General features: G+C 53.5%; 15 protein-coding genes, 1 tRNA gene and 1 pseudogene. 9 read left to right on the top strand and 8 right to left on the bottom strand.

All coding sequences use genetic code 11. The features are described from left to right. Positions 1 to 142 precede the first annotated feature (142 nt). Positions 143 to 2,617 carry a heavy metal translocating P-type ATPase gene (locus tag TA5113_RS06230; protein ID WP_058316646.1) on the bottom strand — a complete coding sequence of 825 codons (2,475 nt, stop codon included), beginning with the start codon at positions 2,615 to 2,617 and terminating at the stop codon, positions 143 to 145. A gap of 56 nt (positions 2,618 to 2,673) precedes the next feature. Then, positions 2,674 to 2,892, bottom strand: coding sequence for a heavy-metal-associated domain-containing protein (locus TA5113_RS06225; protein WP_058315485.1), 219 nt, complete (start codon positions 2,890 to 2,892; stop codon positions 2,674 to 2,676). A 300-nt stretch (positions 2,893 to 3,192) separates the two neighbouring features. Here TA5113_RS06225 and TA5113_RS06220 point away from each other — a divergent pair. Continuing rightward, positions 3,193 to 3,741: pseudogene (locus tag TA5113_RS06220) on the top strand (peroxiredoxin). A 668-nt stretch (positions 3,742 to 4,409) separates the two neighbouring features. Here the strand turns inward: TA5113_RS06220 and TA5113_RS06215 are convergent. The 3 genes from TA5113_RS06215 to ychF all read right to left on the bottom strand — a co-directional run bounded on the left by TA5113_RS06215 (position 4,410) and on the right by ychF (position 6,753). Next, a tRNA-Ser gene (locus tag TA5113_RS06215) sits at positions 4,410 to 4,499 on the bottom strand. Positions 4,500 to 4,612: 113 nt separating this feature from the next. Next, a complete protein-coding gene (locus TA5113_RS06210) occupies positions 4,613 to 5,530 on the bottom strand; it encodes a nucleoside hydrolase (RefSeq protein WP_058315484.1) in 918 nt (305 codons plus the stop codon). Between the two features lie 125 nt (positions 5,531 to 5,655). Beyond that, positions 5,656 to 6,753, bottom strand: a complete 1,098-nt coding sequence (ychF, locus tag TA5113_RS06205; RefSeq protein WP_058315483.1) for a redox-regulated ATPase YchF — start codon at positions 6,751 to 6,753, stop codon at positions 5,656 to 5,658. Positions 6,754 to 6,897: 144 nt separating this feature from the next. On the opposite strand from ychF, the gene trpA reads away from it, so the two are divergent. Continuing rightward, positions 6,898 to 7,689 (top strand): tryptophan synthase subunit alpha, encoded by a 792-nt coding sequence (gene trpA / locus TA5113_RS06200; protein WP_058315482.1) that lies wholly within the window; start codon positions 6,898 to 6,900, stop codon positions 7,687 to 7,689. 109 nt (positions 7,690 to 7,798) lie between these two features. Here trpA and TA5113_RS06195 read toward each other — a convergent pair whose 3' ends face one another. Further along, positions 7,799 to 8,119 carry a 4a-hydroxytetrahydrobiopterin dehydratase gene (locus TA5113_RS06195; protein ID WP_058315481.1) on the bottom strand — a complete coding sequence of 107 codons (321 nt, stop codon included), beginning with the start codon at positions 8,117 to 8,119 and terminating at the stop codon, positions 7,799 to 7,801. A gap of 3 nt (positions 8,120 to 8,122) precedes the next feature. Further along, on the bottom strand, positions 8,123 to 8,923 hold the full coding sequence (phhA, locus tag TA5113_RS06190; protein ID WP_058315480.1) for a phenylalanine 4-monooxygenase: 801 nt from the start codon (positions 8,921 to 8,923) through the stop codon (positions 8,123 to 8,125). 120 nt (positions 8,924 to 9,043) lie between these two features. On the opposite strand from phhA, the gene TA5113_RS06185 reads away from it, so the two are divergent. The 7 genes from TA5113_RS06185 to TA5113_RS06155 all read left to right on the top strand — a co-directional run bounded on the left by TA5113_RS06185 (position 9,044) and on the right by TA5113_RS06155 (position 14,330). Next, positions 9,044 to 9,502, top strand: coding sequence for an Lrp/AsnC family transcriptional regulator (locus tag TA5113_RS06185; protein WP_220387195.1), 459 nt, complete (start codon positions 9,044 to 9,046; stop codon positions 9,500 to 9,502). 60 nt (positions 9,503 to 9,562) lie between these two features. After that, positions 9,563 to 10,729 (top strand): alpha-hydroxy acid oxidase, encoded by a 1,167-nt coding sequence (locus tag TA5113_RS06180; RefSeq protein WP_058315479.1) that lies wholly within the window; start codon positions 9,563 to 9,565, stop codon positions 10,727 to 10,729. 295 nt (positions 10,730 to 11,024) lie between these two features. Next, entirely contained in the window at positions 11,025 to 11,303 is a 279-nt protein-coding gene (locus tag TA5113_RS06175) for a hypothetical protein (RefSeq protein WP_058316645.1), read from the top strand. Between the two features lie 110 nt (positions 11,304 to 11,413). After that, on the top strand, positions 11,414 to 11,944 hold the full coding sequence (locus tag TA5113_RS06170; RefSeq protein ID WP_058316644.1) for a hypothetical protein: 531 nt from the start codon (positions 11,414 to 11,416) through the stop codon (positions 11,942 to 11,944). Between the two features lie 79 nt (positions 11,945 to 12,023). Further along, the gene (locus tag TA5113_RS06165; RefSeq protein ID WP_058315805.1) at positions 12,024 to 12,635 is read left to right on the top strand and encodes a hypothetical protein; all 612 of its coding nucleotides are present in this window, start codon (positions 12,024 to 12,026) and stop codon (positions 12,633 to 12,635) included. A gap of 118 nt (positions 12,636 to 12,753) precedes the next feature. Further along, positions 12,754 to 13,410 carry a 50S ribosomal protein L25/general stress protein Ctc gene (locus tag TA5113_RS06160; protein ID WP_058315476.1) on the top strand — a complete coding sequence of 219 codons (657 nt, stop codon included), beginning with the start codon at positions 12,754 to 12,756 and terminating at the stop codon, positions 13,408 to 13,410. Between the two features lie 173 nt (positions 13,411 to 13,583). Further along, positions 13,584 to 14,330 (top strand): alpha/beta hydrolase family protein, encoded by a 747-nt coding sequence (locus tag TA5113_RS06155; protein WP_058316643.1) that lies wholly within the window; start codon positions 13,584 to 13,586, stop codon positions 14,328 to 14,330. On the opposite strand, the gene TA5113_RS06150 is transcribed toward TA5113_RS06155, so the two are convergent. After that, positions 14,320 to 15,000, bottom strand: a complete 681-nt coding sequence (locus tag TA5113_RS06150) for an FkbM family methyltransferase (protein ID WP_165589386.1) — start codon at positions 14,998 to 15,000, stop codon at positions 14,320 to 14,322. The two genes, TA5113_RS06155 and TA5113_RS06150, sit on opposite strands and share 11 nt — an antisense overlap. Positions 15,001 to 15,141 lie beyond the last annotated feature (141 nt).

Raw genomic sequence — 15,141 nt, 5'->3', positions numbered from 1 at the left:
GATCCCGGGACGAAACAAACTAAACGTTTGTTTAGATGTACGGATTTTGTTGGGTTACAAACGCCTCACAAAACCATCATGCAGATGGACCATAGGCCGATCATGAACTAACAATCAAACTGGACCACTCATGTGGGTTTGATCACGCCGGCACTTGGGATGTGTCGTCCAACGCCGGTTTTATCCAACGCAACCTCAGTGCATTCGTCAGGACAAAAACCGAGCTGAGCGCCATCGCGCCTGCGGCAAGAACTGGCGATAACAATAGGCCAAAGACAGGAAAAAGAACTCCTGCTGCAACTGGAATCAAAGCTATGTTATAGCCAAATGCCCAGCCCAGGTTCTGCTTGATATTGCGCAGAGTGCTGGCCGAAGCTTCGATACCGTTGACCACTCCGCCAAGATCGCCTGACATTAAAACCACATCAGCGCTTTCGATGGCGACATCCGTGCCGGTGCCAATCGCAATCCCCACATCTGCACGCGCCAGCGCTGGGGCATCGTTGATTCCATCACCAACAAAGGCCACACTGCCTTCTTTGGAAAGTGCTTCAATCGCCTTGGATTTGGCATCCGGCAAGACACCTGCCACGACGTGCTCAATCCCTGTCTCGCGAGCAATGGCTTCTGCTGTCTCTTGTTTATCGCCTGTGATCATCACGACTTTCAGACCCTTGGCTTTCAGCTTTGCGATTGCGTTGCGACTATTGGATTTGACCGGATCAGCCACACCAACGACGGCGGCAATCTGACCATCAATGGCCGCAAAGAGTGCGGACCGCCCAGATTTTGCAATCTCGCTTTCCACCTCGCTTAGCGATTGAAGCACGATACCCTCCCGCTGCATCAAACGATCCGCTCCGATTAAGACCTCTCGCCCTTCAACCTGAGCTGCGACGCCATACCCGGTCGCTGAGACAAACTCATTCGCTTCAGATAGCTCAACGCCTTCCGCTTTAGCGGCGCGCACGATAGCATCGGCAATCGGATGCTCGGAACGCGCTTCTACTGAGGCCACAAGGCGTAGGACATCCTTTCGTTCAAATCCGCTGGCCAAGACCAAATCGGTCAACTCCGGCCGGCCTTCCGTTACGGTGCCAGTCTTGTCCAGCGCCACGATATCAACCTTGCCCAGCGTTTGAAGCGCGTCCCCCTTTCGGAAGAGCACACCCATTCCCGCCGCCCTGCCTGTGCCAACCATGATCGAGGTTGGCGTTGCCAACCCCATGGCACAGGGGCATGCAATGATTAGAACCGAAACACCCGCCACGAGTGCATTGGTCAATGTGGGAGTTGGACCCAAGACCAGCCAAACCACTATAGTAAAAGCAGCCACTGCCATGACAGCTGGAACAAATCGCAATGTGATCTGGTCCACCAAACCTTGAATTGGCAGCTTTGCCCCCTGTGCATCTTCCACCATACGGATGATCTGGGCGAGTGTTGTGTCACTTCCAACGCGAGCCGCGCGGAAGGTCAGGCTGCCTGCACCATTTACAGTGCCACCAGTCACGGTTGCACCTTCGGATTTGACCACTGGAACTGGTTCGCCTGTGATCATGCTTTCGTCGACATAGCTTTCGCCTTCGGTCACGTCGCCATCGGCAGCTAAACGTTCGCCCGGACGCACGATCACAAGATCGCCGACGCGCAGGTCAGTCGCATCGATCTCGGACTCTGCGCCATCGCGTACCACACGCGCCTTGCGCACCTGCAGTCCCAATAGTTTTTGGATCGCTGCCCCGGTTCGCCCCTTTGCGCGAGCTTCCATCCAGCGCCCGAGCAGGATCAGCACGACGATGACAGCAGCTGCCTCAAAATAGACCGCGCGCACGTTATCCGGCAAAAGCTGCGGTAAAAAAGTAGAGATCACCGAATAGCCGTAAGCCGCACTGGTGCCTACGGCCACCAAACTGTTCATGTCCGGAGCGCCTTTGAAGAGTGCCGGAAACCCTTTAAGATAAAACTGCCGCCCCGGACCAAACAAAACGGCAGTGGTAAGCAGGAATTGCAGAACCCAACTGGTCTGGTGGCCGATTGTCTGCCCGATCATATGATGCAAGGCCGGGATAGCATGGCCACCCATTTCCATCAAAAACACCGGTAGCGCCAAGATCGATGCGAACAAAACACGGCGCGCAAGTGCACTGGCCTCTTCTTCCTTTCGCGCTGAGCGGTCTGGAGTATTTGCCGCCTCCACCACTGTGGCAGGGTACCCGGCTTCTGTCGCAGCTTTTTGAATCGTAGATGCATCTGTAGCGCCTTCAACAAACGTTACTCGTGCCGTTTCCGCTGCTAAGTTCACGTTGACCGCAATGACACCCGGCACGGAGGACAAAGCTTTTTCCACTCTCCCCACACAAGACGCACAAGACATGGAGTCAATTGTCAGTGTTAGCGTGTTTTCGCGCGCTGGATACCCCAGCTCCCGCAGCGCCTCGACCGCGTCCCAGACGTTTTTCGTATCCTCAAAAGAGAACCGCGCCGTTTCAGAGGCTAGGTTCACTGTCACATCCGTCAGACCGTTGACGCCCTCTAGGCTGCGTTCCACCCGTCCAACACAGGACGCGCAACTCATTCCTTCAACTTGAACCGTGGTAGAATGTGGGTATCCCATCTAGATAGCCTTTCGAAATCTTAATGCTTCATCAGTGGTGTGTGGCAGACATTTTCTTAGGCAACTTGGGCGGGGTAGCCCAAATCGCTAAGGACTCCAGTTGCCTTGTCGAGCAATGCAGAAGATTCGTAGTTGAAATGCACTTTCGACGCCTTGAAATCCACGGACACGCCTGAAATTCCTTGGGTCGCGTTCAAGCCACGTTCGACGCGACTTGCACAGGATGTGCAGCTCATTCCCTGAACGGTAAGAATCGCAATATTGGTTTGGGTCATCTCGGCCTCCTTTGTTGTGCCGAGACTTCAAATAAAGGTTCCAGTCACTGTAAGGTCAAGATGAAACAAAGTACTCTTGTCTCGAGTCTTTCCTAGCCTCTACGAGCGCAGACCAGTTCTACGACCAACTTTTTCATATTTATTGCAATGACTTAACCAATAAGTTGGAAAGACACGTTTTCCGACCATCAAGTTTTTCTTCTCAATTGATTAGTACACCTTAACGGACGTGCATTGATCTTCCAACGGGGCAAGCTTGTATGCGCGACCAACGAACACAGCCAATCCAAGGATTTTCCAATGTTTGCAGGACAAAAGCTCCCTAATGTGACCTTCCGCACCCGCGTTCGTGATGAAAGCATCGAAGGTCCGAACCCTTTCCGCTGGCAGGACATGTCCACCGAGGATTATTTTGCAGGCAAACGTGTGATCCTGTTCTCGCTGCCGGGCGCTTTCACCCCGACCTGTTCCACTTACCAGTTGCCGGGCTTTGAAAATGGTTTCGAAGATTTCGCGGCAGAAGGCATTGAAGAGATTTACTGCATGTCCGTGAACGACAGCTTTGTCATGAACAAATGGGCCGAAGCGCAAGGCATCAACAACGTTAAAGTGATCCCTGACGGTTCTGGCGAGTTCACTCGCAAAGTTGGCATGCTGGTTGACAAAGACAACCTGGGCTTTGGCATGCGGTCCTGACGTCATGCGGCGATCGTCAACAACGGTGTCGTCGAAGCATGGTTTGAAGAGCCAGGCCGTGACGACAACTACCCAGAGGATCCATATGGCGTGTCCAGCCCTGAGAACCTGCTGAAGCACCTGAAAGAGGCGAAAGCCGAAGCGGCGGCCTAAGGGTCTTATCTAGTGAAAATGCGAAAGCCCGCGATCTGTCGCGGGCTTTTTTAGCCGATTGGGTTGGAACCGAAGCTATGTATCATGCCCGTTTGACGTCTCGCCGGTATCCACACGATGCAGATCGCTGAAAACAAGAAACTTGCGCATGCGCGACTCCAGTGCCATATCGTTCAGCCTGAAATAACAGCAGTTCAAGATTCAGCCGCGTGACAGCGCCGCGAATATCTTGAGATTTAGCCTCTGCCTTCACACTAAGCGCCGGAAAAAGTCATCTCAACGATATGCTCTTTTACTGACTTTCTTCGGCGTGCTGTAATCGAGTTGGCGTATGTTACGCGGCACTATTCCTATCATGCGCTGACCTGGCGCAGCATTGGAGCCTAGTTCCGGCTGCGCTTGAATGTCCGCTTTGGGCTGGCTGCTGCCATTAGACGTTTTTTGCACCAGTGTCTGCTATGGGCCGAGATCGACGATCGGCAAATCCGCAGGGAAGCGTGATGGCAATGCCGTGTGCGAGAATGTCTCTTTCGCGCGTGGGTGAGCGGCACGAATTCAAACGAACAAGGTGCGCGCTTGATTCGACACCTATTGGAGGAAAGAATGGGGGAAATCAGCGGATTGAGCCTCATATTTTCCCGCATTTTCAGCGCACTGCAAAATTATAGTGGCGGAGACGAAGGGATTCGAACCCTCGATACGCGTTAACGTATACTCCCTTAGCAGGGGAGCGCCTTCGACCACTCGGCCACGTCTCCGAGAACCGGTAGTAATGATAAGGCCTTTGGAGGACAAGCGGTTTTTGTCACTTTTTTGAAGGCGCAGGCAAAGAAATCCGCCCGCGCCAATCAGTGTCTTTTGCGCGGTCAGCTTATGCCAATTTCGCGATTTGCTCCATGAAGCGTGCTTTGACCTTGTCGGCCTCAACCGCCACGTAAACCGCTGTTGGGCGACGCTCGTCCGTTGCGTCGATTGTGGCACCTGACGTCTCTTCTTCACAAGACACTTGGATCGCGACGTTTTCTGCCGTGAACCATTCTGGATGGGTGCAGGCGATCACGGCGGCTGGGTCGTGGAGCGAGCAGCCGTCAAATTTACCGACAGTCTTGTAGAACTCCAGATAGAAGTGGCTCATGTCCTGAAGCATGCCACCCAGTTTTGGCGCCGTTGCTGCCATTTCTGCAAAATCCTCAGCCGTGCAAAGGATCCGGTGGGTCACATCAAGACCAACCATTTCCACCCGTGCTCCGCTTGCAAAGACAACTTCTGCGGCATGGGGATCGTGATAGATATTGGCTTCGGCGTGAGGGGTAATGTTGCCCCCTTCCCGATAGCTACCGCCCATCAGAACGATGCGTTTCACATTGGTGGCAAATTCAGGATCTTGCTGGATCGCATGGGCAATGTTGGTCAGCGGGCCAATCGGGCAAACGACCAGTTCGCCTTTATGTTCACGCGCCATACGACACAGGAAATCAGCGGCGCTTTCGTCGATTGCTTTGCCTTTGGGGGTCACAGCAGGAATGTCGCCGAACCCCTCGTCGCCATGGACGTGGAAAGAGGGCGTAAATGGAGGCAAGACCAATGGTGTCGGGGCCCCGGCGGCCACGGGAATATCAAGCCCAGCGGCCTCAACCAAACGCAGAGCATTCCGGGTGGCCATTTCGACGGTCACGTTGCCAAAAATCGAGGTCAGCCCCAGCAGTTCAATGTCAGGCGCAGCTGCCGCATAAAAAATCGCCATCGCGTCATCGACGCCTGGATCCGTATCAATAATCAGTTTTGTCATTTTTATTATTCCTGTACGCGCTCAGCTAAGTTTGATCGCTTCTTATTTCGAAACGCAACAGGAGGTGCAAGCGCGAAACCAATCGCGCCCACTGACAGCAGTTTCAAATTTTTCCGAAAACGGGATTAGGTATTAAACAAGAAGTGCATCACATCGCCATCTTGGACGATGTAGCCCTTGCCTTCCGCCCGCATTTTACCCGCTTCTTTTGCGCCCTGCTCACCGTTAAATGCGATGTAGTCATCGTAAGCGATGGTTTCAGCGCGAATAAAGCCGCGTTCAAAATCGCCGTGGATCACGCCAGCCGCTTGAGGTGCCGCAGTGCCCTTGGTGATGGTCCACGCGCGCGCCTCTTTTGGGCCGACGGTGAAATAGGTTTCCAGTTGCAGTAGGTCGTGGCCTGCGCGGATCAGACGGTCAAGGCCCGCTTCTTCAAGGCCCATTTCGCTGAGGAACATCTCTGCTTCTTCTGCTTCCAGCTGGCTGATCTCTTCTTCGATCTGCGCAGAAATGATCACATGAGTATTGCCCTGCTTGGCCGCCATCTCAGCCACAGCCGTAGAGTGTTCATTACCCTCGGCTGCTTCAGATTCACCGACGTTACAAACATAGAGTACCGGTTTGGTGGAGAGCAGTTGCAGCCCTTTCCAAAGCTTTTCGTCCTCTGGATCAATTTCAACGGTGCGTGCAGGACGGTCGTTCTCAATCGCCTCTTGCGCCATGGCCAACAGGCGATCCTGCTCTTTGGCTTCTTTGTCATTGCCCTTGAGCTTGCGCACCAGACCCTGTCGGCGCTTTTCGATGCTTTCCAAATCCGCGAGCATCAGCTCGGTTTCAATGGTTTCAGCATCGGCGACCGGATCAACGCGATCATCCACGTGAGTGACATCATCGTCATCAAAACAACGCAGTACGTGGGCGATGGCATCTGTCTCACGAATGTTTGCAAGGAACTGGTTACCCAGACCTTCACCTTTAGACGCGCCTTTCACCAAACCTGCAATGTCCACAAAGGTCATGCGGGTTGGGATGATCTGTTTGGAGCTGGCAATGGCCGCAAGCTTGTCCAGACGATCATCAGGAACGGCCACGTCGCCGACATTTGGTTCAATCGTACAGAACGGGAAGTTCGCCGCCTGCGCCGCAGCGGTTTTTGTCAGCGCGTTAAACGTGGTGGATTTGCCAACGTTTGGCAGCCCGACGATCCCAACTTTAAAGCCCATTCTGGTCTCCTGTCACATGTTGGAACCGCTCTTATGCAAGGATCAGAGATGACGCAAGCGCCCGCAGACATTCCAGAGCGCAACGGCCATTGATTTTCCCGGATTTAACGGGCAAACCCCTAGCAAGACTAGTAAGGGGCCCCCATGACTCGTATCGACGCCAAATTCGCTGAACTAAAAGCCGCAGGCAAAAAGGCATTTGTGTCCTATGTGATGGCGGGCGACCCCAACTATGAGACCTCTTTGGAGATCGTCAAAGGTCTGCCAAGTGCTGGCGTTGATGTGATTGAGTTGGGTCTGCCCTTCACCGATCCGATGGCCGACGGTCCAACCATTCAGCTTGCCGGCCAACGCGCGTTGGATATCGGCATGACCTTGGAGAAGACTCTTGAGCTGGCACGTGAGTTCCGCAAAGAGGACGATACAACACCGATCGTTCTGATGGGCTATTACAACCCGATCTATAATCGCGGCGTGGATAAGTTTCTGGTCGATGCCAAAGAAGCAGGCATTGACGGATTGATCGTTGTAGACCTTCCACCGGAAGAAGATGACGAGCTTTGCATTCCAGCGCAAAACGCCGGTTTGAACTTCATCCGTTTGGCAACGCCCACAACCGATGACAAACGCCTGCCAACTGTTCTGCAAAACACATCCGGTTTTGTGTATTACGTGTCCATCACAGGCATCACCGGCGCGGCGACCGCGCAGGCGACAAATGTCGGGCCTGAAGTGGCACGGATCAAAGCCTCTACCGACCTCCCTGTAATTGTAGGCTTCGGCATCAAAACCCCTGAAAACGCAGAAGACATTGCGTCGATTGCGGATGGTGCTGTTGTTGGCTCTGCGATTGTCAGCGAAATCGCAGAAGGCAAGCCGGTTTCAGAGGTTTTGGACTTCGTGAAGTCCCTCGCAGACGGCGCGCACCGCGCTTAATCACTGAAAGCCGACGCAGTCGGCCAGCCCCCGACCCTCCCCACGGGAGGGGGCTTCACCCCCACCCAGGGTCCGCGGCTGGCCTCGCCGATTGGTTATTATGGACATATCAATCCAGCAGCGCCTCAAGTCGTATCGCGCAGAGGAAATCATTCTCGGTCAGACCGCCCGCTTCGTGGCTCGTATAAACCACTTCGCAATAACCCCAGCCAAAGCTGATATCCGCATGGTGTCCCATCTTGTCTGAATGCCACGCCACCAAGTTCGCCATCTGCGTCGCCTTCGCAAAGCCTTTGAACGCGTAGCGCTTAAAGATCGTGTTGTCGCGCTGCTCCCATCCCGGCAAGCTCTCCAGCCCCTCTTCGATCCGCGCTTGATCCAACACGCCAGTCCCTTCTGAGCAAGGCACACATTCTGTTGCTTGTGTCATGATTTAAGATGCCTTCTTTTCAACAGTTGGGTAGACGAGTGCAAACAGTCCCTTGGCTTGAGCGGCTTTGATATCGACCATCAGATCACGGTCGGCGGCGGCAAACAACTCATCCATATCCTCAATCACGAAATAGATCGGCTGGTGGATATCAATCCGGTAAGGCGTACGCAGGATATCTTCGATATCAAAGGCGCGCAGTGTTGGTTCATTGGAGAGGACGGCATGGGGCAGTTCAGTCTTTGAAGATGCCAAGCCAGATCCAAGTGCTTTCAGCTCCCCATTTTCGCGGGTCAGGCCAAACTCGATGGTGAACCAATAGAGGCGAATGAGCCAGCTGAAGTCCTTTTTCTCAGCCTTCAGTCCCGCTTTTCCGATGGCATTAGAGAACTCTGCGAAACGCGGATCGGTCAGCAGTGGTGTATGACCAAAAATTTCGTGGAAGATGTCTGGCTCTTCGATGTAGTCAAAGTCCTCGCGCGACCGAATGAAGCTTGCGGCCGGAAAGGTTCGGTCTGCGAGCATACCGTAGAACTTGTCAAAACCAATCAACGCTGGAACCGGCTGAACCTTCCACCCAGTTTCCCGCGTGAGAGCCTCGGAAATATCCGGGCACTGCGGAACCTTGGATTGGGGCATGTTGAGCTTTTTCAGGCCATCAAGGTATGGCCGCGCCATATGCGCCTCTACCGCGTCAATCTGTGCCGCATACAGGTCGCTCCAAACCGCATCTTCCTCGGGTGTGTAGTCTATAAACCCCTGCTCGTTCGGGATTTTCGCAACATATTTGGTGGATTTTGGCATGTTTCTCTCCTCTACCCCGATTTTTTGCCGGATTTAGAGGGAAAACATGCCGTTTCACTTGGATTCGGGCTAATTATCAGCAAATATTACCCAAAAATCCCACCGAAGAGAAAAAATCCCATGTTGCTTGAGGAAAATGACAAAAAAATCCTCCGCGTTCTGCAAAGGGACGGCAAAATCAGCCTCCAAGCTTTGGCGGACGAAGTGAACATGTCCACGTCGCCCTGCTGGCGGCGGATAAAGCGGTTAGAAGAAGCTGGGCTGATCGACCGCTATGCGGCGATCTTGAACCCTCGACTGCTTGGGCTGCATGCGCAGGCCTATATGCACGTCTCCTTACTGGATCACACGGAGGCAACGATTGAGGCGTTTGACCGTTTTGTGCAGACGGAAGATCAGATTACTGAGTGTTGCTCGATCACTGGGTCCAATGACTACATGCTGAAAGTGGTGGCAGAGGGGCCAGAAGAACTTGAAACTTTCATCATGAAGCGCGTGTTACGGCTTGGGATTGTCCGGTCATCCCATACGAATTTTGTCCTCAGACGCACAAAATCCAGCACTGCCCTCCCCGTCTAGGCTTGACTCACATCCCCGGTCACATACTGGTTATGTTAGGTGACCAAAATAGGGTTAAACATGCCAGTCATTACAAATGTGGAAGACCTAAAGCGCATCTATAAGCGCCGGGTTCCAAAGATGTTTTACGATTACGCGGAGTCGGGCAGCTACACAGAGCAGACCTTCCGCGAAAACATATCTGACTTTGACCAACTGCGTTTGCGGCAGAGGGTGGCGATCGACATGACGGGGCGTAGCACCGCGTCGCAGATGATAGGGCAAGATGTGTCTTTGCCTGTGGCATTGGCACCGGTCGGGCTAACCGGCATGCAATCAGCGGATGGCGAAATTAAAGCTGCGCGTGCTGCAGAGAAGTTCGGCGTGCCTTTCACGCTGTCGACAATGTCGATCTGTTCAATCGAAGACGTTGCCGAGAACACCGACAAGCCGTTCTGGATGCAGGTCTATACACTAAAAGACGATGATTTCATGCGGCGTCTCTTTGACCGCGCCAAGGATGCAAAATGCTCTGCCGCTGTGATTACCGTTGATCTTCAGATGCTTGGCCAACGTCACAAGGATCTAAAGAACGGGCTCTCCGCCCCGCCAAAACCCACCTTTAAGAACATGGTGAACCTTGCAACAAAAGTCCCTTGGGGGCTGGAAATGCTGGGCACAAAACGCAGGTTCTTTGGCAATATCGTCGGTCATGCGAAAGGCGTAAAAGATCCCTCATCGCTGTTTGAGTGGACGCATACGCAGTTCGATCAAGCACTGAACTGGGATCGTATCCGCGAGTTCCGCAAAATGTGGGACGGGCCGCTTATTATCAAAGGCATCATTGACCCGCGCGACGCCAAAGAAGCGCTAAACGTTGGAGCGGATGCAATCATCGTGTCAAACCACGGCGGCCGTCAGCTGGATGGCGCGTTGTCCTCCATCCGCGCCCTGCCCGCGATTTTGGACGCGGTTGGCGACAAAATCGAAGTGCACTTGGATAGCGGCATTCGTTCTGGTCAAGACATCCTGAAAGCCGTCGCCATGGGGGCCAAAGGCACCTATATCGGGCGCGCCTTTATCTATGGCCTCGGAGCAATGGGCGAAGCGGGCGTTACTAAGTCCTTGGAAGTCATGCAAAAAGAGTTCGAGGTGTCCATGGCCCTGTGCGGTCGTACAAGCGTAGAGACAATTGACCGCGACATCCTGATGATTCCTGACGATTTTGAAGGGAATTGGGCATCGTGATTTGGCAAATCCCCAAAGTTCTGTTTTTGTACCAGTAAGCAATGTGCATAATCAGGATCTATAGGAGATGCGAAGCGGAAGGTCATTTCAACTACCTATAATCGCGACAGCGATTGGAGCGGCGCTTATGTGGATGGCGTTGTCGATAGCGCCTGTGTCTGCACAGTCTCTGGATGGCCGAATTTTCAATGGAGTGATCGGGCCCCGGACGAACCCCGATCTGGAAGATAGCTTGCATTTTTCCGACGGCCATTTTTGGTCAGACATCTGTACCCGCTGCGGGTTTAGGCCTGGAATGTACACAACTGAACCCACAAGCGAAGGTATGCGCTTTCAAGGGGTCTTGGAAAGCGAGAGCCGTGGTCGCTTCACCTATGACGGCGTGGTGCAAGAGGATGGCAGCATTGACGTTTCAATAAATTGGGAGCGCAAGCGTTGGTATTGGACCACAAAGCGAGAGATCGCGTTTCAAGGCCACGAACACCAAGACCGCACATCGATGACCCTGCCTGAAATCCTTGAAAAAATGTCAGCTCTGGACCCAGACGGGAACCCGATGTGCGCGCGCTTTTAGGGCGCATATGGACGGTCCGTCGCGCTGTTGCGCTTTACGCGGGGGTACTCACCTTAGGCTGGCTCGCTGGATCATACCTAAGAGACCTTGCGATTCCTGAAATGCGTCCCATGAATGAACCACGTATTCACGCGATGGTCATGGTGGCACTCGTGGTTTTTATCGTGGCCGCAGCAATACCTTTTGTCCCCGGCGCGGAGGTTGGCTTTGCGTTATTGTTCTTCTTCGGCGCACAAGCCGCGCCCTTGGTGTTTCTGGGAATGGTTGGCGCAATGTTTTTGTCCTATTCAGTCGCAAAAATTGTGCCAATTCGGTCTCTAATATCTTTGTCAAATTGGTTGAGACTGGGGAAGATCACCGAATTTCTTCGCCGACAGCAAGCGGCCGAACCTCAGAATGAACCTAAGGCTATCATGCAAAATCTCGACAACCGCCTCGCCCGATTTGCTGTAAAAAACCGATACCTCGTCTTGATCATTTTGCTGAACACGCCCGGAAATTCTATTCTCGGCGGAGGCGGCGGCCTTGCTTTCTTTGCAGGACTCTCAAATGCCTATCGTTTTTGGCCATTTCTGCTGAGCGTGGTAATCGCCGTCGCTCCTGTCCCGTTGGCATTCAAAATACTTGATTTAGCTGGGTGATCTGCCTGCGTCGGAATCGAAACATCTTTGACAGGCTTTATCCGTCGCGCGATAAATACAAAAAAAATTGGGCAATGCCGTGCAGATCTATTTCAAACAAAACCTTGCGTTTCTAGCGGTCCCGAAAACCGGAACCACGGCCTATGAAATGGCTTTGCGCGCAGATGCGGACATCGTTTTTGCCAAGCGGCGCAAGCATATGACGGCCGGTCAATTCCAGCGCCGCATGATGCCGTTTCTGGATCAGTTCTACGGCCTTAAACCCGAGCGCATGGCGATCATGCGCGACCCGATTGAACAGATCCGCAGTTGGTACAGATATCGCTCTGACCCAAAGCGCAAATATCAGGTGGCAAATTGTTCATTTGATGACTTCGTTTTGGCGGCTCTTCAGGACCCGGAACCACCCTTCGCGGCCATTGGCAGCCAGTATGGGTTTCTGACAATGGCTGACGGCAAACAACCACTCGAGCACCTCTTTGCCTATGAGACACAGAAGGTTGCCCGAAGCTGGCTGGAAGAGCGTTTTGAAAAGCGCCTTAAGTTCCCCATCAAGAACGTTTCACCAGAAGCCCCAACTCCGCTCTCGCCGGATGTCGAAGCCAAATTGCGCAAGGCCCGCGCCCCTGAATTTGCGCTCTATGACCGGATTTTGCAGGCCGGTGGCCATTTGAACCCGATGGAGAGCTGATTTCACGTTATTTAGGTGATTTTCGCCCTTTCCAGCCTCATGATTCTGCGCTATGGCCCGGGCTTCACGCGGGGTTACAGCCTTGGAGGAACCCTGCCCTAACTTTTGGAGAATTATTATGGCTGGACAGATCCCTGATCTTCACGCCGAAGTCCGGACGGGGACAGGCAAGGGCGCCGCTCGTCAAGCTCGTCGCGACGGCTTCGTACCTGGTGTTGTTTACGGTGGTGATGCAGAACCACAAGCGATCAACATCCCTTTCAACGTTCTGTTGAAAAAACTGAAAGACGGCCGCTTCCTGAGCACGCTCTTCAACCTGAAAGTCGAAGGTCAAGAAGACGTTCGTGTGATCTGCCGTAACGTGCAGCGTCACGTGGTTAAAGACCTGCCGACACACCTGGACCTGCTGCGCCTGAAGCGGACATCCCGCATCAGCCTCTTCATCCCAGTTGAGTTCATCAACGAAGAAGAAGCACCTGGCATCAAAAAAGGCGGCGTTCTGACTGTTGTGCGTAACGAAGTCGAACTGAACGTAATCGCAGGCGATATCCCAGAGAAAATCGTTGTGGATATGGCTGGCGCCGAGGTTGGCGACACATTCACAATCTCTGGCGTGACTCTGCCAGAAGGCGCGAAGCCAACCATCGACCGTGACTTCGTGATCGGCAACATTTCTGCACCATCTGCACTGCGTTCTGAAGACGACGATGCAGACGGCGACGCAGCAGAAGCGGATGCGGAAGCACCAGCAGAAGAGGCAGCAGCAGAGGAATAATCCTCAGCGCGCATTCTGCGTTAAGATTGAAACGCGGTCTCATAGGAGGCCGCGTTTTTTTTGTTAATAGCGAGCATTCAGTCGGTGACCAAACCCAACGGCGGTTGACCAAACCATTTAGATTGGGGAGTGTTCACCTTGTGTGTACCCTTTCATTTTCGAAGGACGTTTTGTTGTTTGTTCGCTGTTTTCTCATCACCCTCTGGATCGCACTTGGATTTGCAGCCAGTGCAGAAGAACCCCTAGCCGGGCTTCAACTCGGGTCGGGACAAGATCTAACAATTGTCATGTTGCACGGAGACGAAGGAAACGGCGGCGACCCCTTGGCCTACGCCGCATTCGGCGCAGAAATTGCCCGACGTCTCCCAATGGCCACTGTCCACATGTTACTGCGGCCCGGATACAAAGATCCGTGGGGGCGCGAAAGCCCGGGAAACAACTATGGCAGACGCGATCAATACACGCTTCAAAGTGCTGCTCTCATCGCAGAGAACCTAAAACGGTTGAAGGCAGACACACCTCTTATTGCGATCGGCCATTCCGGCGGCGCAGCGCAATTGGCTCTTGCAATGTCTCTCGAAAATAACCTCGCTGAAGAAGCGATCCTTGTCGGCTGCGCCTGTGATTTAGAACTTTGGAAATCCATGAACCCTGACTGGCCAAAGGGGACGATTACACGCTCAGTGTCGGCGGTCACTCGTCCCAGCCCAGTCATAGAACATATCACGCTTCTGGTTGGTGATAATGACAAGACGACGCCGCCTGTTCTCAGCGAAAGCTATGCCTGGCACTTGACGACCCATGGCGTTTCGGTGGACCTGCAAATCGTCCCGGGCGGAGATCATCGTGGCAATCGCGCGCTTTCTTCAGCATGGCTCGCTGCGGTTCTAAATGCTTCTCAACGCTTGCTTACGCGTTAGGCACGCGCCGAAACCCCAACGTGCGACCGCGCGATGTGACCGGATCATAAGTGAGCCCCGTCTCTGACATGCAATCCACGATCTCTTTGATCACGGAAGTGTCGTATTTGCTTGGATGCAGTTCCAGTACAACGAATTTCACAAATGGCGGCCAGGGCTTTTTAAACAGATCCGCCTCTCCCCCTTCGACATCAAGCATCACAAAGCGGGGGCGAAACTCCATCAATAATGGGCGAATGCGCAAAGCAGGGACTGGCACCATATCCTCTTTCTCAACCCCATTGGGCAAGGTCGCCCCGCCCCAAAACAAAGTGCCCGCGCGGAAGTTCACCATCGCATCATGGTGACCATTCCCCACCACCGCACCGTGTTCCAGCAAGACGTCTTCAAAACCGTTCCGCTTCAATGTGGCTTTGGCCGCCTCTACCATGCGTGGATTGGCCTCAATACTGACCACCGCGGCTGGTCCTGCGAGTTTTGCGCAGATCGAGCTCACGTAACCAAGCCCTGCCCCAACCTCCAAAACCCGCATCCCCGGCTTGATCCGCTGAAGCGCGGCATGGGCTTCATGCCCTTCGTAGTCGCCAGACGCGAGCTTTTCTTCAATCGCTGTCCCTTCCAGCCAATCAGGCAGCTCAATCGCAATGTCATTGATGGTAAAAACGCGCATTTGAACCCTAAGACTGCTCTTTTTTAGCTTATTGCCATACGCTACTGCCCAACGACCCAACCGCCAATGGCGATTGAAAAAAATCCCCCGCACCCATAGATTTGCCGCAACAGAGGTCGCCAACATATCGCGACCGTCAAA

This window comes from Cognatishimia activa, assembly GCF_001458335.1.
Taxonomy (GTDB): domain Bacteria; phylum Pseudomonadota; class Alphaproteobacteria; order Rhodobacterales; family Rhodobacteraceae; genus Cognatishimia; species Cognatishimia activa.
Note: the sequence above shows the minus strand (reverse complement) of the source record. Positions and strands in the feature narration are given on the sequence as shown.